The sequence below is a fragment of the Shewanella sp. SM87 genome, from assembly GCF_025653705.1.
GTDB classification, from domain to species: Bacteria; Pseudomonadota; Gammaproteobacteria; order Enterobacterales; family Shewanellaceae; genus Shewanella; species Shewanella oncorhynchi.
In genome coordinates this window covers 69,029-90,796 of the sequence record NZ_JAKKSC010000020.1, presented here as the reverse complement: position 1 = coordinate 90,796, position 21,768 = coordinate 69,029, and the positions used below count along the sequence as shown (strand labels likewise).

Here is a 21,768-nt window from a genome sequence, read left to right as displayed (position 1 = left end):
GTGGTTGAACCAAACACCGTTTGGTGTGGCGATGTCACTTACATTTGGGCGGGTAATCGCTGGTGCTATTTAGCGGTTGTACTGGACTTATTTTCCAGAAAAGCGGTGGGTTGGGCGATGTCATTTTCACCAGATACTGAGTTAACAGTGAAAGCACTGGAAATGGCATTTGAATCACGGGGTAAGCCTAAAAACCTGATATTTCACTCTGACCAAGGCAGTCATTACACTAGCCTTAAATACCGTCAACGGCTGTGGAAATATCAAATAACCCAGAGCATGAGTCGCCGAGGTAACTGCTGGGATAATGCGCCAATGGAGCGATTTTTCAGGAGTTTAAAAACGGAATGGGTGCCAACGCAAGGCTATAAGAGTTTTGTTGAAGCTAAACAAGATGTGACTGATTATATTATTGGCTATTACAACCAAGTCAGGCCACATCATTATAATGCAGGATTAAGCCCAAATGAATCAGAGCGAAGATTTTGGGAAGATTCTAAAGCCGTGGCCAAATTTAGTTGACCACTACACTTTCACAATTAAAGCTGACATGACCAATCGCCTTACCTTTTTTCCCTCCTTCCAGTGTAATCACGCGTAGCCCCTCACAAGCCTCGGCAGTGTAGAGGTTAACGCTCATACTCTTGTACTGGCCTAATTCGCGTTCAAGCTGAAAGACGCCTTGTATCCCTTCAAATGAAAACCCTGATTCATTCAGCGCCAATGCCTCTGCAACAACGTTTAATAAATCAATAGCTAACTGCTGATCACTATGCCGATAAATACACATTTGCTTAAACAGCCGCTCGGTATCAGGATAAAGTCCCTTGAAATAGTCGCGAATGGCTTCTGCTCGTTCCCACCCAACTTTATGACCGCAAGCCCGCTTAGCCAACCGGATATGACGGTTATAAGCGGTAATGTAGTCAATGTAGCTTATCTTCATGGTATGGCCCTTACATTTTTTAGCGTAAAACTGAGATTATGGTGGTAGCCCGTAACGTATTTCACTGTTGCGAAGAACTGAAAGTTAGACCATCATGCAATAATGTAGGGACAGGCTTGGTGTTGCCGGCGTGGTCCTAATTATTTTGGTTACGCTGATAGGCATCTTTTTCATTTTCTTTTTTTCTTTTTCGCGCTTTTATCGCGCTTATCTCGGGACCGCCGCTGCGCAATATCAAGTGAAGCAGAGGATTTACAATTCTTAAGAGTATGTAGGTACACAGGGGGTTTAGGCGTACACCAACAAAGAGGCTTGCCAAACACATCCCTTGCATGATGGACTAAATCGGCTTACTCTTAACATGAATATTAATAGACCGTGAGTTTATATAAGTGTCTATAAATAGTCACTTTAAAATCGTCATTTCTTCATTGCAAGAACTGGCACACTTGCTTGATTCTGCATCCTGCGTCCAAGCATTAGTCTCACCGATCCCTCCGGTAATTCGTGGCATGGAAAAGGAACCTATAGATCACATTGAATTGTCGCACCTAAGTGGAAAAGCTGCGGTCGCTAGCGCCTGTGCAATCTTTAATGATTTACACATTCATAATGACTTCTCACAGAAGTCGGCCAGACGAATGCCAGGAGTATTGTGGCTATCGCCAGCAAGTTTGTTAGTGTCTGACAAAATAGTTAGCACAATTGACCTCATCAACCAAAGTAAAGCGGCCATCGAGCATGAAATCACACAGAAGTATGCTAGCCGACAACAACGATTCGAGGCACTCCGGGTTATCAGCACCGGTGTTATGACCTTACATCTGTACCGCCAAATTCGTTGCTTTCGCGACAGCGATGTAACATCAGTTCGTTTCTCATGGCTGAGAAAAGATGTGGTGTCCAAGGTTGACAAAGATAAGTTGCTCAATGAACTCGGCGCAGAACAGGCCCGGCTCGGTGATGATGGCGTTAGGCTCAAGCTATTAATCAACAGGATAATATCCACGCCCGAGCCACTACTGCGTTACCGGCGAGAAATAAAGGTGCAACCAGTAGCAAATATGACCATAGGAGGCAGAGCTAAAACGGTGACGGCCACTATGCCAATTATCATCCTACAATCCTCCCCACTCACCATTAAGCCCTTATCTACGTTTGAGAGTGATGTAAAGCGTACTACTCGGTCTGACAAAGCTCGTAGTGAAATGATTGGCCGATACAATGGTGCATCTATTGAAGTGATCACAAGATAAGAGCTGCAAACGGGAAAGGATTTCAGCAGTAACAGCTTATATTTTTTTAATTTGAGTAATACGGTATTAAGAATGAACAACTACCACATGCAATTACATTCTGTTTTTAGCAATACGCAACTTCACTTGTACATGACTGTTGCTGAATCAAGTCGATTTGTGCCGGTGCATCAGCGCAACGCTATCATCACTAAACAGCTTAAACCTTATGCAACGAATAAAGACTTTAAGGACATAAAAAACCATCTTAAAGATTTGCTGCGTGTCGGCAGGAAAGGCGGCGATATGGAGGCTTGCATTAACAAAATGTTGGCTGCAATTGGTGGCACACCGGCTCAGCTTAATCGTGTTATGGACTTAGTAAGTTGGATTGTGGACATCATTGATGAAAAGCAACTATCAATGAGCTTTCTAACAAATGAGCATCCCTACACCAGTGACATTAAAGAATGCGAGCTAAGGCTAAATAGAGCCAATATTGAAGCTAGTTTTGATAGTGACGGCCAGCAAACACGACCTATAGAGCTAGTCTACCGTTATTCGTCAATTGACGCCTTGGAAGCCTTTTGCGCGGCATTTGAAGGGAGCACTGTTTATCGGCTTGATGATCGTGTGGTTAAGGCTGATTCAGCCACGCTGTATATTATTGAAATAGCACGATGGTCAACGCCAGTGGATGAATCAAGCAACTCATAGCAAAGTTTATTTTCAGAAACGTCTGCTTTCAGTGAGTTCCTGATGCTCGGGCGCTCTAAATTATGGGTATAGACAATCTGATTTGCCCTATATTTGCAGTTTTTCGTGAACCCTTAATTTCACAACTCTTTTAATCTGATATCCAAAGTCTGCATCCATACATAGCCCCTACGTAAACTGTCTAATAAGTCACATTATACGAACTATTGAGCATGTTATATCTATTTTACATGCTGTAAATTCAGTTCCATTAGTAAATAGATAAAAACCAAGGAGGCTTTATGAAAAATAAATAATGTGATCGTTGCCGGAGGGTGTTTTTGGAGTCTCGAAGACCTCCTTAGAAATCAGGACGGCGTGACGTCAACGAAGGTGTGTAGTGGCACTGAAATGGCGACTGCGCAAGACGTGAAGATGAGCTGTCTGATAGCAACGGATTATCAAGCAGAACCTTCTTAAATACAATTTATTCCACGCCAATACAGCGTGCTGTCTTTCAAATCACTAGGAGAAATTTATGTCACGTTTGAACACCCCTACCACAATCGACGCCGCGCCTACTGCTACCCATACCTCACTCAAGGCTGTGGAAAAACAACTGGGCCGCGTTCCTAACATGTTCCGCGTCGTTGCCAACAGCCCTGCTGCGCTGACTGGCTACCTGCAATTGAGCGCAGCATCAGCACAGGGCGGCTTGGGTACAGCGACTCTTGAGCGTATTGCCCTAGCCGTCGCTGAGATCAACGGCTGCGATTATTGCCTTGCTGCCCATTCCTTCCTAGGCCGTAAGGTGGCCAAGCTTGATGATGCTGAACTCACTGCCAACCGCAGCGGTGCATCAAATGACCCTAAGGCCGACGCAGCCGTGCGTTTTGCTGCCGCCGTAGTCCGCCAGCGCGGGCAAGTCAGCAATGACCAGGTCCAAGCGGTGCTGAACGCTGGCTACAGTGATGCACATGTAGTGGATATTCTGTTGGCTGTTGCCCTGAACACTTTCACTAACTACGTTAACGAAGTGACACAGACCGAGGTCGACTTCCCGGCCGTTCAACCACTAGGCATTGATGTCTAATCCATTGGTGCTCAACTACAGCAATTACCTAAGTTAGGTTCGACTCGAGTAAACATATAGTTTTTCTCAAGAGTCATATCATTTTAGTGGGCTACATAGAGTGAGTCCACATGGCTAAAAATAATTGGAGATATAAGATGACTATTCCCGAAATTGAAAATGGTGTCCAGACTACCAATATCCTTAGTAATAATCTCGGTGCAAAAGTCACTAAGTTTGGTATAGGTGGCATCTACGTTGCCATGACGATAATATATTTGTGGTTTGGTGGTATGAAATTCACTAGCTACGAAGCAAACGGTATACATGGTTTTGTTAGTAATAGCCCTCTGCTTTCATGGATGTATAGTTTCCTCAGCATTCAAGGATTCTCAAATTTTCTGGGTGTGCTTGAAATTTCAGTTGGCCTGTTAATCGCAGCACGAGTTTTCTCCCCTAAGCTCGCAATCTTGGGCGGTGTACTTTCAACCGGACTCTTTTTTACGACATTGTCGTTCATGCTGACTACACCCGGTGTTTTTGAGGCATCTCTTGGGTTTCCTGCGATCTCTGTGGTTCCTGGCCAGTTTTTGCTAAAAGATTTAGGCTTGTTTGTCGTGTCTATATTTATCGTAGGCACATCACTTACAGCACTGGAGCACAAAAACAAATAAGCCGCATCCGAAACAACTATAAGTTAGAGGGCCTTAAATTCTGCGGTATAGGTCTTGCAGTTCTTTTTAGCTGTCATAGGCACCTCGTTATGTGATTTTACTCACTTAGCGCGGTGTACAGAACTACTGGATCAGATCATTTTTTCGGGTTAACGGCCTAAGTGAAATAAATTCTGTAAACAGAAGGTCTCTTATAATCTGAAAGGCACATGGCTCTACTCTATAAGAGGACATTTATGAATACCTATCAAAAATCTATGAATGCGATTTCTGCTCTGACTAAGGAGCAGTATCGGGTGACGCAAGAAAATGGTACAGAGCGTCCAGGGACTGGTGAATTGCTAAAGAACACCAAGCCCGGCATTTACGTGGATATCGTGTCAGGTGAGCCTTTATTTGCGTCTTCTGCCAAGTATGAATCAGGGTGTGGTTGGCCGAGCTTTACCAAAGCGATAGACTCTGTCAACGTAATTGAAATCACTGATAGGTCGCACGGCATGACCCGCACAGAAGTGCGCTCAACTCATGGCGACAGTCACTTAGGCCATGTATTTTCAGACGGTCCCAAAGACCAGGGTGGCCTACGTTATTGTATTAACTCAGCGTCATTACGTTTTATTCCTAGGGAAGAAATGGCAAGTAAAGGTTACGCAGAGTATTTAGACCAAGTAGAGGACATTTAATTATGGCAATTGAACGCGCAGTATTAGCCGGTGGCTGCTTTTGGGGCATGCAGGATCTTATCCGCAAACGTCCCGGTATCACTTCAACCCGAGTAGGTTATACCGGTGGTGAAGTGGCTAATGCTACCTACCGCAATCATGGTAACCATGCTGAAGGCATTGAAATAATGTTCGATAATGAAATCACCAGCTATCGACAAATTTTAGAGTTTTTCTTTCAGATTCATGACCCTAGTACAGTAAATAGACAAGGTAATGACAAGGGCACATCTTATCGCTCAGCCATTTATTATACCTCTGAGGCACAGCATGCTGAGGCAGTAAAAACCATTGCTGACGTGGATGCTTCGGGATTATGGCCTGGAAAAGTAGTGACTGAAGTCGAACCTGCAAGTGATTTTTGGGAAGCGGAGGCTATGCATCAGGACTATTTGGAACTCCGACCAAATGGCTATACCTGCCACTTCCCCAGACCAGACTGGAAGTTGCCCTCATCTCAATGAGTTTGCAGCAGCCCACACAGACTTGCAATTTGCATACGACAACCACCCTTAATACAATCGGCTTAGGCGGTGGTTGTCACTGGTGCACCGAAGGCGTATTTTCATCACTTATTGGCATTGCTACTGTCAATCAAGGTTGGATCGCCTCAATTGGTGACAACGCTCAGTTCAGCGAAGCCATTGAAGTGGTTTTTGATCCGACTGTTATTTCTTTATCAACCTTGATCGAAATCCATTTACATACTCACGCGAGCACATCAAACCACTCAATGCGTGGTAAATATCGTTCAGCGATATACGCTTATGATGAGGTTCAGTATAACCAGGCTGTAAACATATTAGATGCCTGTAGAGCTGATTTTGAGCAGCCAGTCATTACTCAGGTTTATTTTTTTAAGGATTTTAAAGCGAATAAAACTGAGCTTATCGACTACTTTTATACAGCACCCAACAGACCATTTTGTCAAAGGTACATTCATCCAAAACTCACCTTCTTATTAGCACGTTTCAGCCACTATGTTGATACGCATAAATTGACAGAGTCAGGTGTAGAGTTAACATCGATATAGGCTGTGCTACTCTGCAAGTTCGAGCGTCATGATTACCAACTCTAGTAGTGGCATCGATCACACGAAAACTAAAACGATGTCACCGCAAACGAATGGGATCTGCGAGCAGTTTGATAAGGCGATCCTGAACGAGTTTTATCAGGTGGCTTTTCGCAACAAGTTAATCAAACGCTGGAGACGCGGCAAAATGATCAGGATGAGTGGCTGTCTTACAACAATGAACGAACTCATCAGGGCAAAATGTGCAACGGCAGAACGTCAGTTGAAACTGATCTGATCCAGTAGTTCTGTACACCGCGCTAAGTGAGTAAAATCACATAACGATACAACAACGTTACCCTACATAATCCCAAACTAATTTATCGTTGGAAACGCGAGTTATCCGTGAAGATGATAGAGCTTCTACGCGAGATCCTTTCCAACTGAGTCTGTTCGATGCTCTGTTATACCAATATCTTTGGAAACGCCCTTCGATGGTAGCTTGTTGCTTCTATCAACATTCATACACTTTTGTGAAAAAAATTTCCTGTGTATTTATCGGTATAGCATAAAGTCCATAATCAAATTAAAACGCTACCTAGTACAAAATTGCCTATTATTTAACCTTGACACTACCAATATGCACTGATCTGATATATATTGATTTAATGTATATTTTGCAGGCGATTTTTATGAAAAGTGCACTACTGCGGATCATCACCAACCAGAGCGCGTTTCCTTCATTGACGGAAATATCCTTGACGGGTCATAGCAACATCTCAGGGACAAACGGAGCAGGAAAAACCTCATCTCTTGTTCTGGTTCCTGTTTTTTATGGGATTGACCCTCAGTATATGGTCAGAGAAAAGCCTAAAACCTTTCTGGATTTCTATCTTTCTAAAGCACGTAGTTTTGTCATTTTTGAATATCAACGACAAGATCAGATCTCCTGTGTCGTGCTTTACAGACATAACAACACGTTGCATTACAGGTTTGTCAAAGGGGACGCCGATTCCACTTTATTTACAGAACAGAGCAAAATGAAGCTGAATAATGCGGAAAATATTGATTGCTGGCTCTCGGAAGACATCGCTCAGATAACAGAAGTGTCCCGGCAGATCAAAACCATCAAGGATTACTGCGCAATTATCCAGCACAACTTGTCGCACCTATCCCCGATTAAAGCTCGACAGTCAGGACTCAAGGATATTGCTGATAAATTCTCTCTGTGCCGTCCAGGGAAATCAATGAGGCACATTGAACGCTTAACGTCCGTCATGCACAAAAAAACAAAATTGATGGAAGGGTTAAAAGACATGGTTGCAGATTGCTTTATTGACAGTCAGCTAGATGTCGGGAAAGCGCCATATAACGACAATGATACGTTGACGATTGATGCTCTCAGTGCGCTTGAGCGAATGATGTCGCATCAGAGTGAGTTCGAGTCTGCTATTCAGGCCTATGGCGACATCAAATCTGTATGGTCATTACTATTGAGTCATACCAAGCAGTTGGATGAGCACAAATTAGTGCTCAGTAGTGAACAAGAAAGGGCAAGGAGTTTATTAACCGCGTTGCGTGACCAGATCAGAATCACGCAGAAAACGTTCGATGCCAAAATTAGTGAAACGCAAGGTAAAGTGAATGATCTGAATGACTCCTTCAAGCATTTGGAAAGGGTTATTGAACACCTTTATGCAAAACGAGACGAGTATGACGAACTCGATTTGGTTCAAAAGATAGCGGCATATAACGAGCTGCACAACCTTGAGGTGATAGCTCAAGACGCCGTCAAGCATCATGTGATGTTGTTGGACTCCGTCAAGGAGGAATCCAACGCCTATCAAGCACAATCCGCAAAAGTTTCGGCGCAAGCATCCCAACGTCGAGAGACGTTGTCTGTCAAAATAGATGCAGTTGTTCGGCGACAATTAGGATGACCGGTTGACGACAATTATCTTGGCCGGTTGGGTGTCACAATAGGTACCTTGTTTTCTGTTCGGAGTTCAAGGTGCCTGGACAACATATCACCCACCGACAAGAGGAGCTGTATATGCAGCATCGCCAACAAGGCATGACTCAAGAAATCGCTGCTGCGAAGTCTGCCATTTCCACCCGCACTGCCCGACGTATTGAGCAGTCCAACACCTTACCCCGCGTTAAAGCTGATAGAGATTGGCGCACCCGTGAAGATCCACTGGAAGCCGTATGGGAAACCGAATTGGTTGTTCTGTTAAACGCTAAACCAGAGCTCACGCCTATTACTTTGCTGGAGCATTTGCAGGCGCTCTATCCAAACCAATATGACCAGCGAGTCCTGAGAACATTGCAGCGTCGGGTTAAGAAATGGAAAGCGCTACATGGCCCGGATAAAGACGTTATCTTCCGCCAGCAAGCTCAACCCGGTTTACAGGGCTTCTCTGATTTTACTCATCCTGATAGCCCGATCACCATTAAGCAGCAACCCTTTGCTCATTTGCTGTATCAGTTCCGCCTTGCTTATAGCGGCTGGCGTTCCATCACTGTGGTTCAGGGTGGTGAGAGCTATTCTGCCTTATCTACCGGTTTACAGCGTGCGCTGACGCAGGCTGGTGGCTGTCCGGTGGAGCATCGCACCGATAGCCTCAGTGCCGCCAGGAACAATACGCAAAATGTCTGGACAGATGCCTATCAAGACTTGTGCGAACATTACAACATGACGCCAACGCGCAATAATCTTGGGCAATCGCATGAGAACGGGGTGGTTGAGTGCGCTAATGGCTCATTTAAACGCCGTCTGGCGCAGCACCTGCTACTTCGCGGCCACAATGACTTTGACAGTATCGAAACCTATCAGGCCTTTATTGACCAGATTGTTGGCAAGCTAAACCAGCGCTCACGCAGCCGCTTTTTAGAAGAACAGCAAACCCTGCAAGCCTTACCGGAATATGATGCTGTTGATTACACCTTGCTGAGCATTAAAGTCACCCGTAGTGCCACCATTGAAGTGCGCCGGGTGGTGTACAGCGTGCCATCACGACTGATTGGCGAACGCCTGCAAGTACGGCTGTATCATAACAAACTGGTGCTCTATGTGGGCCAGCAAGTGGCGCTGACCTTGCCACGAATTTACCCGGCCCTCGGCCAAAGCCGTGCACGTTGTATCAACTACCGGCATATTATCCGCTCACTGGCCGCTAAACCGCAGGCGTTTCGTTACTCGCAACTGCGGGATGATATCTTACCTGACGACAATTACCGGCAGTTGTGGCAGTTAGTGGATGATGCGTTACCAGCACAGGATGCCTGTAAATGGATAGTCACGGTGTTATGGCTGGCGAGCGAATACGATAGCGAACAAGAGCTGGGAGAGACCTTGTTGCAAGAGGCCAGAGCCGGTCTGTTTGAAAGTGCCAAAACCATTCAGGAGCGCTTTTACACCCCGCAAAGCGCACCAGACATTAAGACAAAGCAACATAACCTGCAAAGTTATGATGCACTGCTAACGTCATTAAAGGCACAGGCGAAACACGATGTGGAGGTGCCATTTTGACTTCCTCCGTTGCATTACTGCTCAAAGAATTAAGGCTGCCGGCGTTCGTCAGGCACTATGAAAAACTCTGGCAAACCGCGGTAGAAAAAGGCTGGTCGCACAGTGACTACCTTGCGGCATTATGCGAATACGAGCTCGCAGAGCGCTTTACACGGCGCACACAAAGCTGGGTACGCGAAGGGAGGCTGGCACCGGGAAAAACCTTAAGCACTCTGGATAACAGCGTGCTCAGCCGGACAAATCAAGCGCTCATCGCCAAGTTGCACCAAGACCTGTCCTGGGCACATCACGCCGATAATATCCTGCTGATTGGCCCCAGTGGCACCGGCAAAACACACATAGCCAATGCATTGGGTTACCGGCTGATTGAGCAAGGCATACGCTGCAAACTGTTTCCAGCCATTGGCTTGGTACAACAGTTACAACAAGCCAAGCGCGAACTGGATCTGATGAGCGAGATGAGCAAGCTGGATAAGTATCAGGTGATCATCATTGATGACATTGGTTATGTGAAAAAAACCGATGCAGAAACCCAGGTACTGTTTGAATTTATCGCGCATCGATATGAAAGCGGTAGCCTGATCATCACAGCCAATCACCCGTTTAGTGCATGGGATCAGATCTTCCCAGACAGCATGATGACGGTAGCGGCCATAGATCGGCTGATCCACCACGCGACAATTATAGAATTAGAAGGAGAAAGCTATCGAAAACAACATCAGTTAAAACAAGCTGGAAGTAGGAAAAATGAGAAAACCTAACCGGCCATCATAATTGACGCGAACCGGCCAAGATAGTTGACGCCGAACAATGATTGACGATCTAACGCTCCAGAACCAAATCAGGGATCTGGCTTTAGCGAGTCGGAGCGAACCGACCGATGGTTGGCGTACCGAAGAGCTTGACCCTAAGTTGTGGAACGGTTGGCGTAAAATGATTCAGGGGGACCGGCTAGAAATCGCTGAATACGATCTGACGGCTAAGGTTAGCCAAGGGGACTCTCCTAAATAACTGATCCTAATTGTGATACACCCGCTTTAGTCCATGCTTGCCGCCCGGAAACGGTGCGGCAGTGTCCATAAAGTAGTAAACCTGCTCCAGTAAATCATCCATGTTTTTGCACTGATGATTCCGGGTTATCGTTTCGTGCAGTGCATGCCACAGTTTTTCAATTTTGTTATGCCATGGGCTATAAACCGGCAAGAACAGTAACTTGAACTTTGGGTTGTCACTCAGCCACTTCTGCGTTTTTTTGCTCTTGTGGATGATGTAATTATCCACGATTAACCGAATGCTCTTAGCCCGACGATATTGGCCTTTAAGCTTTTCCAGCAACTCAATAAATAAGTCACTGGTCTTGCGCTCGCCACCTACATAAACGATTTGCCCTGTCTGGCCGTGTAATGCTCCCGCCAGATAATGTTTCTTGTTCTGTCCTGGTGTTGCTACCTTACGCTGTTCGCCACGGAGCCCCCAATCTGCACCGATTTTAGGATTCAGATGGATATCCACTTCATCCTGGTAAAACACCGGGTGGTCAACACTGTTATCTGCCAGCGCCTCCCGGATAGCCGCCAGTTTCTCCTTTTTATCCGGGTCTTGGATATAAAGCGTTGGCGCAGCTCGCCGCCAGACAATTCCTGCTTTGGGCAACCAGCGTCTGATTGTTGAACTGTGGATCTGAATGTTGCATAACTTGTTCAGTAACAGCGCAAACAACTCAGTACTCCAGCGTGAACGCTGATATCCAAGCGTCCTTGGCGTGTACTTCAGCAATATTTTCAGCACGCCACAGATAAAATCCCGATTCTGCCTAACGGGGCGACCAACGCCTTTAGTTTTTAGACCATCAACACCGGCAACGTCATACCATTTCAACCAGCGGTTAAGCGATGAGCGGCCAGCTTGCAGTAGGCTCGCAACCTCTGACTTGGTTTTACCTTTCAACACCAGCAAGACGGCATTCGCACGGCGGCAAAGGTCTCTATCTCGTGTTTTATGAATAATTTTCTTTAACCTGCGCGTTTCAGCGCCGTACAAAAATGCTATTTTGTTCATACTCAATGCGTTTGTGGGTTTGGTTTGTTTGACGACTGATCTGATCGCGCAAACCGCATTGAGTTCCCTTACCTGAGTGATCTACTATTTCGCACAGTTATTTAGTGACAAGCCCGGAGTGGTTGAAGGTCTAAAACAAAGAATAAGGGCTTACAACTTTAGTAAACAAAGGACGTCATCAATAGCAGTGATATAAAAAGTTATCTTTGCCGCCCCGATAAGGCTTTACGGGGCGACTAAGTCTCACCCAACCGACAATTCCGATAGTTTCAGAATAAGCTTTGAGTTTTCTAAGATTGGAATTACTACACCACAGCACGTACTCGAGATACTACAAATAGCTTTTTGGTAGGACCGATACCGAATAAATATCCATAATACATCAGGAGAAACTTTTTTTAATTTTCTGTAACCGGTCATAAATCAGTGGCGGATAATTTGCATGATATTCACCACACTCTGGGCAATGCTCTTGTTTTAGGTACGCTTGATTGTCGAGATCTTGATAAGGAAAAACGCTGAAGAGAAGTTCGTGCTGCATAAGCGTTTTATAAAAACTCTTATGATAAGGTGCAATCTCGCTGTCTTTGATTTTGTCGAAATATAGGTCAACGCTGTTCAAAATGCTCATAATTTCTTTAACCCCGTCGAACCTTAAAATGTCGTCATCTTTGTGAATATCAACATCTAAGCTCTCTAGATCCTCAATGAAACATTTAATCGCTCGCCGGGAATGCAAAAGGATCATTTGCGACTTGCCATCAATCATCTTTTCCTGATCGTAGCTAAAATTTTTAATGTTTCTTTCGACGAACATATAAAGTTCGTGAAGCTGATTCAACTCGTGCCTCAGTTGCTCCTTCGTATATTCCTTTTCGATTTGCTGATGGAGGATGCCATTAGCGTCAATCTGAGCTTTTAACACCAGAAAGAGAAGCACTGAACCCAGAATTTGTAAAAATGGGCTTGAAATACCTCCAAGAGCATCTCCTATTTCGCCATAACCTTTCAAATATTGCAGCGGAAGAAGAGGTGCAAACAAAGGGATAAGCAGGCAAGCCGCACCACCAATGACTATGACCCAGAAAGCTATTTTGGTAACAGGAGAGTTATAGATATTCATTTTTACACCTTTTCAGAATTTTCTTTTCTGTACGCGCTAGGAGTTTTGCCAATTTTTTTCTTAAACAACTTTTGAAAGTGTTCATGTGCCGGATACCCAATGGCTTCACTCACTTCGGGAACAGACTTACCGGATTCTTTAAGCAGCTGCTTTGCTTTTTCAAGCCGACAATAGGTTAAATAATCAAGAGGTGTCATGCCTGACAGCTCCTTAAATTTGACGCTGTAGTTCGTACGCGACATCCCCGCAATCCCGGCGAGATCGTCAAGACCCCATTTTTTATCGAGACTATGATGAATAGCTTCCAAGGTTTTGCTGAGTTGCGGATTTTCGATCAGTTTGAAGAATCCAGCATTTTTATTGGATTTGTACATGTGGATTCTTAACGCTTGCACGAAGATAATTTCGGTCAGCTTTCTGACTAACGTGTTGCTTCCAGGAAGCCCTGATTTTGCTTCCTGCTCTATAATACTTAAAAGCATGGCAAGCCAAGGCGAGTGGGAGTTATCAGCACTCTTGATATGCACGACATTTGGCAGCGAATTTAAGAATGGATGATCGGGTCCGCCATTAAAACAAAAATGTCCGCAAACGACGTTGGCTTTGAGCTTGCTCTGATCACCGTATTCCAAAACTTGAGCTTCGGTGAGGTTGGCTTTAGCTCTAAATTCGACCGCAGGCTCGGCCTTGATTTTTGGTGCACTGGCCATGGTGTGCTCCATCCCTTTGAAAAAGATCAAAATATCGCCCTGCTCCGCCAATGCTTTAAGTTTAAGTTTTGGCACCTCATACCAAAACTCGCCATGAGTCACGATGTGAAATCTCGCTAGATTCTCTTCCTGCGGGAGGCTGATGCCCCAGTCTCCCGCAAATGAGGTTCTATACCAGTAGCTGCTAGTAAGCTCTACCTTATCTAAAATTTCACTGAGAACATCCATATATAGCTCCTACGTAAACTGTCCAATAGGTCATGTTATACGAACTATTGAACATATTATATCTATTTTACATGCTGTAAAGTCAGTCTAATCAGTAAGTGGATGAAAACTAAGGAGGCTTTATGAAACTAGATTATGTGATCGTTGCCGGAGGGTGTTTTTGGGGTCTCGAAGACCTCCTTAGGAGTCTGGACGGTGTGACGTCAACGAAGGTGGGCTACTCTGGCGGAGATTTTGATGATCCTACCTACGCCGATATTATAACAGGGAAAACGGGGCACGCCGAAGCGGTTCGCGTGGAATACGACCAAGACGAAATATCTCTCGAAGAGATTCTACATTACTTTTTCAAAATCCATGATCCGACTACGAAGAATCGCCAAGGAAATGATGTTGGCACTTCGTATCGCTCGGCAGCGTTCTATCGTGACGATGCACAGAAAGCGATTATCGAAAACGTGATTGATGAGGTCAATGAGATCGGTCGCTTCGAGAATGAAGTGGTCACGACCGTCACCCTGGAAAAAGAATTCTACGACGCTGAGGCATATCACCAAAACTATTTGCAGAGGAATCCCAGCGGATACTCTTGCCATTTTGAAAGAGACTAAATCATGAACCAAATGAACGAGGAAAAAATGAAAGCACTTAAGAATGTTGTTATTTATACGAAAGACCATTGTCCATTTTGCGCACGCGTGAAGAATTACCTAACTGCTGAAAAGGTCGATTTCAAACAAATTCGCGTAGACGACGATCCGAAGACTTACCTGGAGTTGAAGGAAAGAACAAATCTCCAAACTGTACCGCAAGTTTTTGTGGATGGAGAATTCATTGGTAGTGCTACAGACTTCTTCTCGTGGATTGATAGCTAAAGAGTGAACCCTAAAATAAAGGAGCAAATATATGTTCAATTGGAAAAGCATTTACAACTACCTGGATAACGGCACTCCCGCGCCTCCCAAAAAAGTAGAAAAGAGCGAGGAAGAGTGGAAAGAAATTCTGACGCCAGCGCAATTTCGGGTCATGCGGATGAAAGGCACCGAACGCGCGCACACCGGAGAACTCTGTTCATTTTATGAAGCTGGAAGGTACGCCTGTGTGGGCTGCGACACCGAACTCTTTGACTCGAACCTAAAGTTCGATTCGGGAACGGGATGGCCGAGTTTTTCTGAGCCAGTCGCAGACAACGTAATTCAATATGAACTGGATACGACCTTCGGGCGCAGAATCGAAGTGCTATGCAATGTGTGCGAAGCCCATCTGGGGCACGCTTTTCCAGACGGTCCTGAGCCATCAGGGGTCCGATTCTGTATTAACTCGGAGTCATTGAAGTTTGTAGAATAATTTTTAAATCGAGGGGGTTTATGAAAGTGAACCTTTTGAAAAAAGGAGCCGTTCGTGTTGATTAAGCTGTTCGGTCATAAAGACTGCCATAAAACCAAGATTTACCATTCGTACTTGCAAGAAAAAGGGAGCCAGTTTGTTTTTTTGGATGTTCATGAAGACGACGCGGCTGCTGATGAACTGTGCTCCCTCTATTCGAACGGAAAGCTGAATTTCCCGACAATAGTGGTTGGGACAAAGAAGCTGAGAAACCCCAAGTTCAAGGACCTTGACAGGTGGTTGGAAGCTTCAATGAAATAATGAGTTTTTTAGAATTATTAATAACTTAATAAGCAGTAAGATCAATGATTACAGCAATTTTCCGCAGTTGTGTTACCAAGAAACATGCTGCGGAGTTTTAGCAAAGATACTTCATCAAGCTGGTGTTGGAAAACGTGGTCTTATCGTCGTTTGCACGGCGTGAGGAATGGGAGTGGCTTCAATTTTTGAAAGTTAGGTGAAAAATATGTCGGATCTAAAAATGAATAAAGAAGACGGTGTTGAAAGCTATGAATTTGCAACCCCTGAAGCAATCGAAGAAGCATTGAAAATCGGGAAGCTTAGTCAAACGGTTTTCGGCATGGGTTGCTTTTGGGGACCGGATTCTAATTTTGGAGGGACGCAGGGAGTAGTGCAAACACGTGTTGGCTACGCTGGAGCATCAACTCTGGATCCGAGTTACCGCAACATCAACGGACACGCCGAAGTCGTCAGAGTGATCTACGATAAAGACCAAATCAGCTACAGGGAACTTCTTGGAAGTTTTGAATCATGGTCTGTTCATGGTAGAAAGCAGGGCCAGTATCGCCAGATACTTTTTGTTTTTGATCTGGAGCAAAAACAAGTAGCTGAAGAACTGATTCAAGCGATTGGAAAGGAGAAATCTCCCGAGGTGATTGAGGCCGGAGAACAAAATGGTTATTTTTGGCCCGCCGAAGATTACCATCAAAAGCATCGTCTTCGCAGAAACAAACAGCTTGTAAGTCTTGCAGAAGTAGATTTCGGTCCTCGCTGGGATGAACATCTGTATTTTACTAAATTAAATAGTACCGATAGAAAAGGCTTCAGTCTCTCAAGCTGGCTAAAAAAGTTGTCTCCGGAAATGCAGAAAGCTTACCGAATCGGTTAATCTGAAATTGCAGCTGGCTAAAGAACTCTATTTTCTATATGTAAAGAATGTGACGATCTCCTTCACATGGAGTCCAAGAGAGCATAAAAAATCTGTGTAAGTCGCATTACCCATGTATTTGAAAGGAATAAATAATGCCAATATCAGACCAGCTTATCGACCGAAGCAAGACCTCAGTTTTTATGAGGTCTTGAGATCAGCGCAGCATGAACAGATCTCTTACAGTGTGGCGAACACACTGGTTTGATTGCGGCCTTGGGTTTTAGCTTTGTATAACATCTGATCGGCGACTTCGAGCAACTGCTTTTTGTCGTCAAATAAATCAGCGCTGGCCAAACCTATGCTGACCGTTAATTGTCGTAATAACCACTCATGGTTAGCCACTACCAGCCTTAACTTTTCCAGTGTTTTATTTGCGGACGCTGTGTCTGTGCCTGGCAGGATCAGCACAAACTCTTCACCACCATAACGGGCGAAAAAGTCATAGTTCCTGCTATGGCGCTGAAACAGAGCCGCGACTTGACTCAGTGCCTCATCTCCTGCGGCATGACCATAGCTGTCGTTAAAACTCTTAAAGTGATCAATATCAATCAATGCCAGTACAAAAGATTGTCCTGTTCTTTGCCAGCGAGCAAATTCAGCTTCAAACTTGAGGTCAAAAGCTCTTCTGTTGTTCACCCCTGTCAGCGCATCCGTCATGCTGGTATTATGTAATTGTTCGCCGACTTTTTTCAGCTCCAGTATGGCGATCACTTGTCTGGACAGAGCCTGCAAAGAGCTTATCTGCCGCTGGTTCAGCTGCTTAGGAACATGATCATAGACACAAATAGTACCAATCACTGCACCTTCGGGATCAATCAGCGGCGAGCCAGCATAAAATCGGTAGCCAGGTCCTGAAATCACCATAGCATTGGTACTGAATCTGTGATCTAAAGTAGCGTCAGGGACCACCATTACCGCATCAGGTGTTTCCATTGCATACACGCAAAAGGACTCTTTAATTAATACAGAGGTACGCGAAATACCAACTTTTGCAATTAGATTCAGCTTTGTGTCATCGGTTCGCGTCACCATAGCCACTGGTGCATCACAGATATAACACGCCAGTTCAGTGATATCCCGCAGGTTCTGATCTGCTTCAGCAGGTGCTTTTAGTGTGGTTTCTGCACTAGCTGTTTGAGCTAAACTAAAGGTCATGTACTTCTCCGTTTTTCTACTGCATTTTTCAAAGATCCTGCATAGAAAAATGAATTAAATCGTTGATTTAACTCTAGCATAGATCTGTCAGACTTGAAGTTATCTCTGTAGCAATGGTATTGTTTTGTACAATATTCGCCTGCTTGATTTGAGTTTTAGCTGTATTTATAAACTTTTGGCTTTTCCGGTCGCAGGCTCTATAATTTGCTCGTTTAAATCCAACTCTTCGTCTAACGTCATCTATTTAGTGTGCATGCGGCCTCCGGAGCATTTTCCGTGGCTTATTTTACCGAAGCATCGGGATTGCTAAATAGAGCTGAACGCTGTAATGCGCTTTCGAACTGAGCTTTCCGTAACTTCGGCATTAGTTCATGTACCTTGCTTACTGGATGTTGGTTGACGCGCAGCAGCACGTCCGTCAGATAATCGTAAACGTTAATAGCAGTGTTGACCTTGCTTTGAATGACGCCAACATGCTTAGCACCAAGCTCCGTTCAGCAGAATCACAGCCAGTTTTTCAGTTATCCCAAGTGTCACTCTCAGATTAAAGGCCGCCATACCGGATGTAGTGCCAACAAGAAAACTAAAACACAACTTCGCTGATCATCGCTGAGTGTTTATAAATCGTCTCCCATCACCGGTATCGATAAGCAGATAAGCCTGGTTATGCCATTAGCAGTTCTTGAAGCATTCCTGCTTTCAATGTCGTCAACGTGATCACGATTTGAGTTGAGATAACGACTCTGTTGCTGAAGACTCTCAGTTAATTGCCACTCACCAGATTCAAGAACAGCACCCGCTAACTCGGCACATACTGTTGCAAAACCATAAAGCGCTTGATTATCGCGGGTAAAACGCAGCGGCATCGTCTGGCCTTTTACAAGAAGGGACCATTCCAAAACTCTGTACTTACCTTTTAATCGGTTACTGACAAAAATAGTTATACTTGTACCGCTGGCGCCAACAACTAAAAAGCTCGTGATAGCTAGTCCTATCAGAGACCATAACTCTGGTTTCCCACTTAGTAACAGTGGATTAGGCAAATGACTCCTCAAAACGAGATCAGCACCAAGGGTCAGCGCTGTTTTATACACTGCTTGTTCTAATAATGGAGTTGCATTGACCAGTGACGCAACAGCATCACAACTATAAGGTTCTAGAACTGCCGTAGCTCTCAACCATTCTGTTTCATGGGCAATCGCCAACAAATTTGACCAAATTCGAACCAGTGCCGCTATATGAATGGAGTTTTCATCAGTCAGGACGGTTTGATTAAGCTGCTTATCCAGTTCCTGATGCCAGTATTGGTATTGGCTTGTCAAAAGTACAAACAACTCAGATTGAAGCAACTTATTATTAGTTACCGGTCTTATCCTATTTGACATCTCATTGAATAGTTGTATAAATTTTTTGTCTGCTTGTTGCTCACGCTTTAGCAGATCTTGCTGTTGTTGAAGCATCTGTAAATCGTATTCAATGGCCTGCTTAAAAAGTGTGAGTAAGGAACAGTGTTGTGATGCCCGATCTGGGCTTGAAAAGTCCAACATACACAAAGTACCGAAAGTTTTTCCGCTAGGCCAAAGCAATGGCAGGCCATAGTAATAACTAAAGCCTGCTGCAAATGTTGGGTTATTGTTTTCATATCGGGTACCGATTGCATTTTCAACTAGTAATGGCTGGTTACTGGAAATGACTTGGGAACAATAAGTGTTAAGTGCCAATGGAACAGGTTCACCGCAATAAAAAGTTGGTACTGACACACTGCCAACAGCCTGACAAATTTCGTTTTTATCTAATCGATTAATCAGCACACAAGGCACTTCCGCGACTTGAGCCATCGAGTTTACAATGCCTTGCCAGCGCTCTAGGAGCAGAGCGGTTTCTATGCTCAAATCTACTGCCATTTGTTCCCTCAGTATTTAAATAGTCCCCTTTTGCATCATTCGATCTTGTTTATCTCAGAGTATCAAACAGGAAACAAAGTGATTGATGTCAATCAGGGAATTAGCAGCATTGATGCATTAAGCGGCGCACATACACTCTAAGTAAAGTGCTTAAGTCTGATTATGGCAAGAAATTGTTACTTTGTCAGGGATAGTCAACACTTTATTAGCGAGAGACTTGCTTGGCTGACATTTAAGACAAATCGCGAGATTCCAAATCTGCCACCAACAGTCGGAACTGAGTAACTCACTTGAGCTTTAAAAAGTAAAGCATTGAAATATTTATGGTATTTATACATCCTACCTAGCTCACAGCAGAGTTTAGCATCGTGCATTAATATGACCTTACACTAAAAATACGTACTAGTTGACGTCTATCAAACTCGTTTACGAGATAGTGTAGTGGTCGACAAATTTTGGCCACATCGTTATTGCCTAATAACCGATGCTCTCTTTAAATGCGAAATGAGTAGTGCACGCATTTTTAGCCTTTTGGCAAAACGTTGATGTCTCGAAATTTTCAAGCGCTGTGCCTTGTTTGTTACAGAAAACCTATGTCAAAAGCACAACAGGTGAAAAGAAGGAAAGCATGAGAAATCAAGAGCGTGGTGAGTTCTCTTTGTGTGGTAGAAATTGCGCTGTTAATGCCGGACAGATTTCAAAGCATGGATACACAGTGGTAATTTAATTGATTCATGGTCAACGATCATTAACAGCGATCGTGAGTTTTACTTGATAGTAGGCGATAAGGCAAAAGCGCACTGGGCTAGAGTTGGCGCCGGTGAGGACTTCGATATCGAAGCAAACGAAAGGTTCTATAGTGATGGCAGAACACCGGCTGGCGTGAATACCTCACTCATGGCACATCAAAGACTTATTTTGAGCGTTATGCTGAAAGCGTACAATAAAATTTGCCTGAGTCCGGTGTACGTTCATAATGATTCAGTTTAGCTTCTTGATTGTCATACTATGGCTAGGTTTAAAATGCTCTTTCGACTTTCTTTAAAGGTATTGTGATGAAAAGTATCAGGGTTTTGTTTGTTTGTGTCTTACTTCTTGTATTAGCGTGTATATTTTCCGAGGTTTTCGATCAACATCAAGTTGCACTATGGCTTGCATTTTTCAGCATAATATTAGCCACTCTGAATATAGGGCGTAAAGAAAATTAACCTGAACTCGGGATTATAGGTAATTCGCGGTGAATTTTTCTGCAAGTGAAACTAGTGTGCGTTTATATAATAGTTTGATAATTCTTAATAATGTTTGATCATTTATATAATAGTTTGATATTTTTTGGCTCTTTTGGTGAATGTGCGGATTAAGAGTTAGCACATTTTTGCCCCGCAATGAGCTGGATAGTAAAGTGGAAAAATAAAGGGGAAAAAAAACCAAGAAAACTTGGGTTTTATTTTCCCATAAAATGGGGAACGAATTTTTTTAACTTTAAAAAATTTAGGTCTAAGTTAATCACCTGGTTTGTGATCATGTGGTTTTAACGGCTTATGTTTACTTGGTGTGTTAGTACGTTGTCTTTTATCCGGCGTTCCATCATCATTTTCTCTTTTCGGTCCTGGTTTAATGAACATATGTATACCCATTTGTAATAGTTTAAGTTGTTTATTCACCATTATAATAACCACTTTTTTACTAAAACATAGACTTAAAAATTTAAAAACAGTAAAGAAATTTATTGGTAAGAGGTAGAAATTTAACTATTTGTGTTCATCATTGGCTTGTTTTTCATTTTATCGAATTATTACTCTCTGTTTAAAGCTGGCTTATCGATTAAAAATCTAATCCTAATGTACTATTTCATATAAATGGTTAATGTCTTGAATGTGGTAGCTACTGCCCTTATGACGTTGAATTTAGCCATGTAGAATTTTTTATTCTATGATATCCGATATTGCACAAAGGACTGTTTAGCTCGCATTAGTGACGGTAGCCTTAAATTTTTGCCCTATATTTTTCTCATCTGAACCATCCGAATTAGAGCAAATAATCTAGCACGTTTCAGTCTAAAACTGAGCCCGTGAATCACTCTGGCCCAGACTGATTCACTAAAGCAGTCTTTTCGAGTGTGTGGTATCAACAAAATGGCAAAT

Annotated in this window: 24 protein-coding genes and 1 pseudogene; 19 read left to right on the top strand and 6 right to left on the bottom strand. The window is 43.8% G+C overall.

What is annotated here, in order from left to right; all coding sequences use genetic code 11:
* A partial coding sequence (locus L5M11_RS16040; RefSeq protein WP_263192710.1) for an IS3 family transposase occupies positions 1–522 on the top strand: 522 nt, incomplete at its 5' end.
* Here L5M11_RS16040 and L5M11_RS16035 read toward each other — a convergent pair.
* Positions 515–946, bottom strand: coding sequence for a hypothetical protein (locus L5M11_RS16035; protein WP_263192709.1), 432 nt, complete (start codon positions 944–946; stop codon positions 515–517). The two genes, L5M11_RS16040 and L5M11_RS16035, sit on opposite strands and share 8 nt — an antisense overlap.
* 392 nt (positions 947–1,338) lie before the next feature.
* Between L5M11_RS16035 and L5M11_RS16030 the strand changes: the two genes are divergently transcribed.
* The 13 genes and pseudogenes from L5M11_RS16030 (at position 1,339) to L5M11_RS15970 (ending at position 10,900) form a co-directional block, all read left to right on the top strand.
* Complete coding sequence (locus L5M11_RS16030) at positions 1,339–2,202, top strand: DNA replication terminus site-binding protein (RefSeq protein ID WP_263192708.1); 864 nt, start codon at positions 1,339–1,341, stop codon at positions 2,200–2,202.
* A 72-nt stretch (positions 2,203–2,274) separates the two neighbouring features.
* A complete protein-coding gene (locus L5M11_RS16025) occupies positions 2,275–2,898 on the top strand; it encodes a DUF2913 family protein (protein WP_263192706.1) in 624 nt (207 codons plus the stop codon).
* A gap of 297 nt (positions 2,899–3,195) precedes the next feature.
* Positions 3,196–3,357: a peptide-methionine (S)-S-oxide reductase gene (locus L5M11_RS16020; protein WP_223290059.1), complete on the top strand. Its 162-nt coding sequence runs from the start codon at positions 3,196–3,198 to the stop codon at positions 3,355–3,357.
* 157 nt (positions 3,358–3,514) lie between these two features.
* Positions 3,515–3,970, top strand: a complete 456-nt coding sequence (locus tag L5M11_RS16015) for a carboxymuconolactone decarboxylase family protein (RefSeq protein ID WP_263180519.1) — start codon at positions 3,515–3,517, stop codon at positions 3,968–3,970.
* A gap of 137 nt (positions 3,971–4,107) precedes the next feature.
* Entirely contained in the window at positions 4,108–4,623 is a 516-nt protein-coding gene (locus tag L5M11_RS16010; RefSeq protein WP_011711654.1) for a YkgB family protein, read from the top strand.
* A 236-nt stretch (positions 4,624–4,859) separates the two neighbouring features.
* Positions 4,860–5,306 carry a peptide-methionine (R)-S-oxide reductase MsrB gene (msrB, locus tag L5M11_RS16005; RefSeq protein ID WP_011711653.1) on the top strand — a complete coding sequence of 149 codons (447 nt, stop codon included), beginning with the start codon at positions 4,860–4,862 and terminating at the stop codon, positions 5,304–5,306.
* A 2-nt stretch (positions 5,307–5,308) separates the two neighbouring features.
* A complete protein-coding gene (gene msrA, locus L5M11_RS16000; RefSeq protein WP_011711652.1) occupies positions 5,309–5,809 on the top strand; it encodes a peptide-methionine (S)-S-oxide reductase MsrA in 501 nt (166 codons plus the stop codon).
* A gap of 29 nt (positions 5,810–5,838) precedes the next feature.
* Complete coding sequence (locus tag L5M11_RS15995; RefSeq protein WP_041413416.1) at positions 5,839–6,378, top strand: peptide-methionine (S)-S-oxide reductase; 540 nt, start codon at positions 5,839–5,841, stop codon at positions 6,376–6,378.
* A gap of 15 nt (positions 6,379–6,393) precedes the next feature.
* Positions 6,394–6,663: pseudogene (locus L5M11_RS15990) on the top strand (IS481 family transposase); the annotation flags it as partial.
* Between the two features lie 386 nt (positions 6,664–7,049).
* Entirely contained in the window at positions 7,050–8,297 is a 1,248-nt protein-coding gene (locus L5M11_RS15985) for an ATP-binding protein (protein ID WP_263180416.1), read from the top strand.
* A 71-nt stretch (positions 8,298–8,368) separates the two neighbouring features.
* Positions 8,369–9,889: an IS21 family transposase gene (gene istA, locus L5M11_RS15980; RefSeq protein ID WP_411569293.1), complete on the top strand. Its 1,521-nt coding sequence runs from the start codon at positions 8,369–8,371 to the stop codon at positions 9,887–9,889.
* Complete coding sequence (istB, locus tag L5M11_RS15975; RefSeq protein WP_016167552.1) at positions 9,886–10,650, top strand: IS21-like element helper ATPase IstB; 765 nt, start codon at positions 9,886–9,888, stop codon at positions 10,648–10,650. The genes istA and istB overlap by 4 nt, the downstream gene beginning before the upstream one ends.
* A gap of 49 nt (positions 10,651–10,699) precedes the next feature.
* The gene (locus tag L5M11_RS15970) at positions 10,700–10,900 is read left to right on the top strand and encodes a hypothetical protein (protein ID WP_263180418.1); all 201 of its coding nucleotides are present in this window, start codon (positions 10,700–10,702) and stop codon (positions 10,898–10,900) included.
* 6 nt (positions 10,901–10,906) lie between these two features.
* Here the strand turns inward: L5M11_RS15970 and L5M11_RS15965 are convergent, their stop codons facing one another.
* The 3 genes from L5M11_RS15965 to L5M11_RS15955 form a co-directional block, all read right to left on the bottom strand.
* Complete coding sequence (locus L5M11_RS15965; protein WP_163136448.1) at positions 10,907–11,947, bottom strand: IS630 family transposase; 1,041 nt, start codon at positions 11,945–11,947, stop codon at positions 10,907–10,909.
* 382 nt (positions 11,948–12,329) lie between these two features.
* Positions 12,330–13,070, bottom strand: coding sequence for a hypothetical protein (locus tag L5M11_RS15960; protein WP_004911216.1), 741 nt, complete (start codon positions 13,068–13,070; stop codon positions 12,330–12,332).
* Between the two features lie 2 nt (positions 13,071–13,072).
* Positions 13,073–14,008 carry an AraC family transcriptional regulator gene (locus L5M11_RS15955; protein WP_002123001.1) on the bottom strand — a complete coding sequence of 312 codons (936 nt, stop codon included), beginning with the start codon at positions 14,006–14,008 and terminating at the stop codon, positions 13,073–13,075.
* A gap of 122 nt (positions 14,009–14,130) precedes the next feature.
* Here L5M11_RS15955 and msrA (L5M11_RS15950) point away from each other — a divergent pair, with 122 nt between their 5' ends.
* The 5 genes from msrA (L5M11_RS15950) (at position 14,131) to L5M11_RS15930 (ending at position 16,523) form a co-directional block, all read left to right on the top strand.
* A complete protein-coding gene (gene msrA / locus L5M11_RS15950) occupies positions 14,131–14,619 on the top strand; it encodes a peptide-methionine (S)-S-oxide reductase MsrA (RefSeq protein ID WP_069785042.1) in 489 nt (162 codons plus the stop codon).
* 3 nt (positions 14,620–14,622) lie between these two features.
* The gene (locus L5M11_RS15945) at positions 14,623–14,883 is read left to right on the top strand and encodes a glutaredoxin (RefSeq protein ID WP_005403706.1); all 261 of its coding nucleotides are present in this window, start codon (positions 14,623–14,625) and stop codon (positions 14,881–14,883) included.
* 31 nt (positions 14,884–14,914) lie between these two features.
* Positions 14,915–15,355 carry a peptide-methionine (R)-S-oxide reductase MsrB gene (gene msrB, locus L5M11_RS15940; RefSeq protein WP_005403705.1) on the top strand — a complete coding sequence of 147 codons (441 nt, stop codon included), beginning with the start codon at positions 14,915–14,917 and terminating at the stop codon, positions 15,353–15,355.
* A 54-nt stretch (positions 15,356–15,409) separates the two neighbouring features.
* Positions 15,410–15,655 (top strand): glutaredoxin family protein, encoded by a 246-nt coding sequence (locus tag L5M11_RS15935; protein WP_011711656.1) that lies wholly within the window; start codon positions 15,410–15,412, stop codon positions 15,653–15,655.
* 220 nt (positions 15,656–15,875) lie between these two features.
* Entirely contained in the window at positions 15,876–16,523 is a 648-nt protein-coding gene (locus L5M11_RS15930) for a peptide-methionine (S)-S-oxide reductase MsrA (RefSeq protein WP_223846397.1), read from the top strand.
* Positions 16,524–16,742: 219 nt separating this feature from the next.
* Here the strand turns inward: L5M11_RS15930 and L5M11_RS15925 are convergent, their stop codons facing one another.
* Positions 16,743–17,720, bottom strand: coding sequence for a sensor domain-containing diguanylate cyclase (locus L5M11_RS15925; protein ID WP_002119794.1), 978 nt, complete (start codon positions 17,718–17,720; stop codon positions 16,743–16,745).
* A 617-nt stretch (positions 17,721–18,337) separates the two neighbouring features.
* On the bottom strand, positions 18,338–19,624 hold the full coding sequence (locus L5M11_RS15915; protein WP_000257537.1) for a GAF domain-containing protein: 1,287 nt from the start codon (positions 19,622–19,624) through the stop codon (positions 18,338–18,340).
* Between the last annotated feature and the right edge of the window lie 2,144 nt (positions 19,625–21,768).

Excerpts from the sequence above, each read along its gene's own strand:
- L5M11_RS16035 (WP_263192709.1), bottom strand. The coding sequence starts at position 946 with ATGAAGATAAGCTACATTGACTACATTACCGCTTATAACCGTCATATC.
- L5M11_RS16025 (WP_263192706.1), top strand. The coding sequence starts at position 2,275 with ATGAACAACTACCACATGCAATTACATTCTGTTTTTAGCAATACGCAA.
- L5M11_RS16015 (WP_263180519.1), top strand. The coding sequence starts at position 3,515 with ATGTTCCGCGTCGTTGCCAACAGCCCTGCTGCGCTGACTGGCTACCTG.
- L5M11_RS16010 (WP_011711654.1), top strand. The coding sequence starts at position 4,108 with ATGACTATTCCCGAAATTGAAAATGGTGTCCAGACTACCAATATCCTT.
- msrB (WP_011711653.1), top strand. The coding sequence starts at position 4,860 with ATGAATACCTATCAAAAATCTATGAATGCGATTTCTGCTCTGACTAAG.
- msrA (WP_011711652.1), top strand. The coding sequence starts at position 5,309 with ATGGCAATTGAACGCGCAGTATTAGCCGGTGGCTGCTTTTGGGGCATG.
- L5M11_RS15985 (WP_263180416.1), top strand. The coding sequence starts at position 7,050 with ATGAAAAGTGCACTACTGCGGATCATCACCAACCAGAGCGCGTTTCCT.
- L5M11_RS15970 (WP_263180418.1), top strand. The coding sequence starts at position 10,700 with ATGATTGACGATCTAACGCTCCAGAACCAAATCAGGGATCTGGCTTTA.
- L5M11_RS15965 (WP_163136448.1), bottom strand. The coding sequence starts at position 11,947 with ATGAACAAAATAGCATTTTTGTACGGCGCTGAAACGCGCAGGTTAAAG.
- L5M11_RS15960 (WP_004911216.1), bottom strand. The coding sequence starts at position 13,070 with ATGAATATCTATAACTCTCCTGTTACCAAAATAGCTTTCTGGGTCATA.
- L5M11_RS15955 (WP_002123001.1), bottom strand. The coding sequence starts at position 14,008 with ATGGATGTTCTCAGTGAAATTTTAGATAAGGTAGAGCTTACTAGCAGC.
- msrA (WP_069785042.1), top strand. The coding sequence starts at position 14,131 with ATGAAACTAGATTATGTGATCGTTGCCGGAGGGTGTTTTTGGGGTCTC.
- L5M11_RS15945 (WP_005403706.1), top strand. The coding sequence starts at position 14,623 with ATGAACCAAATGAACGAGGAAAAAATGAAAGCACTTAAGAATGTTGTT.
- msrB (WP_005403705.1), top strand. The coding sequence starts at position 14,915 with ATGTTCAATTGGAAAAGCATTTACAACTACCTGGATAACGGCACTCCC.
- L5M11_RS15930 (WP_223846397.1), top strand. The coding sequence starts at position 15,876 with ATGAATAAAGAAGACGGTGTTGAAAGCTATGAATTTGCAACCCCTGAA.
- L5M11_RS15925 (WP_002119794.1), bottom strand. The coding sequence starts at position 17,720 with ATGACCTTTAGTTTAGCTCAAACAGCTAGTGCAGAAACCACACTAAAA.
- L5M11_RS15915 (WP_000257537.1), bottom strand. The coding sequence starts at position 19,624 with ATGGCAGTAGATTTGAGCATAGAAACCGCTCTGCTCCTAGAGCGCTGG.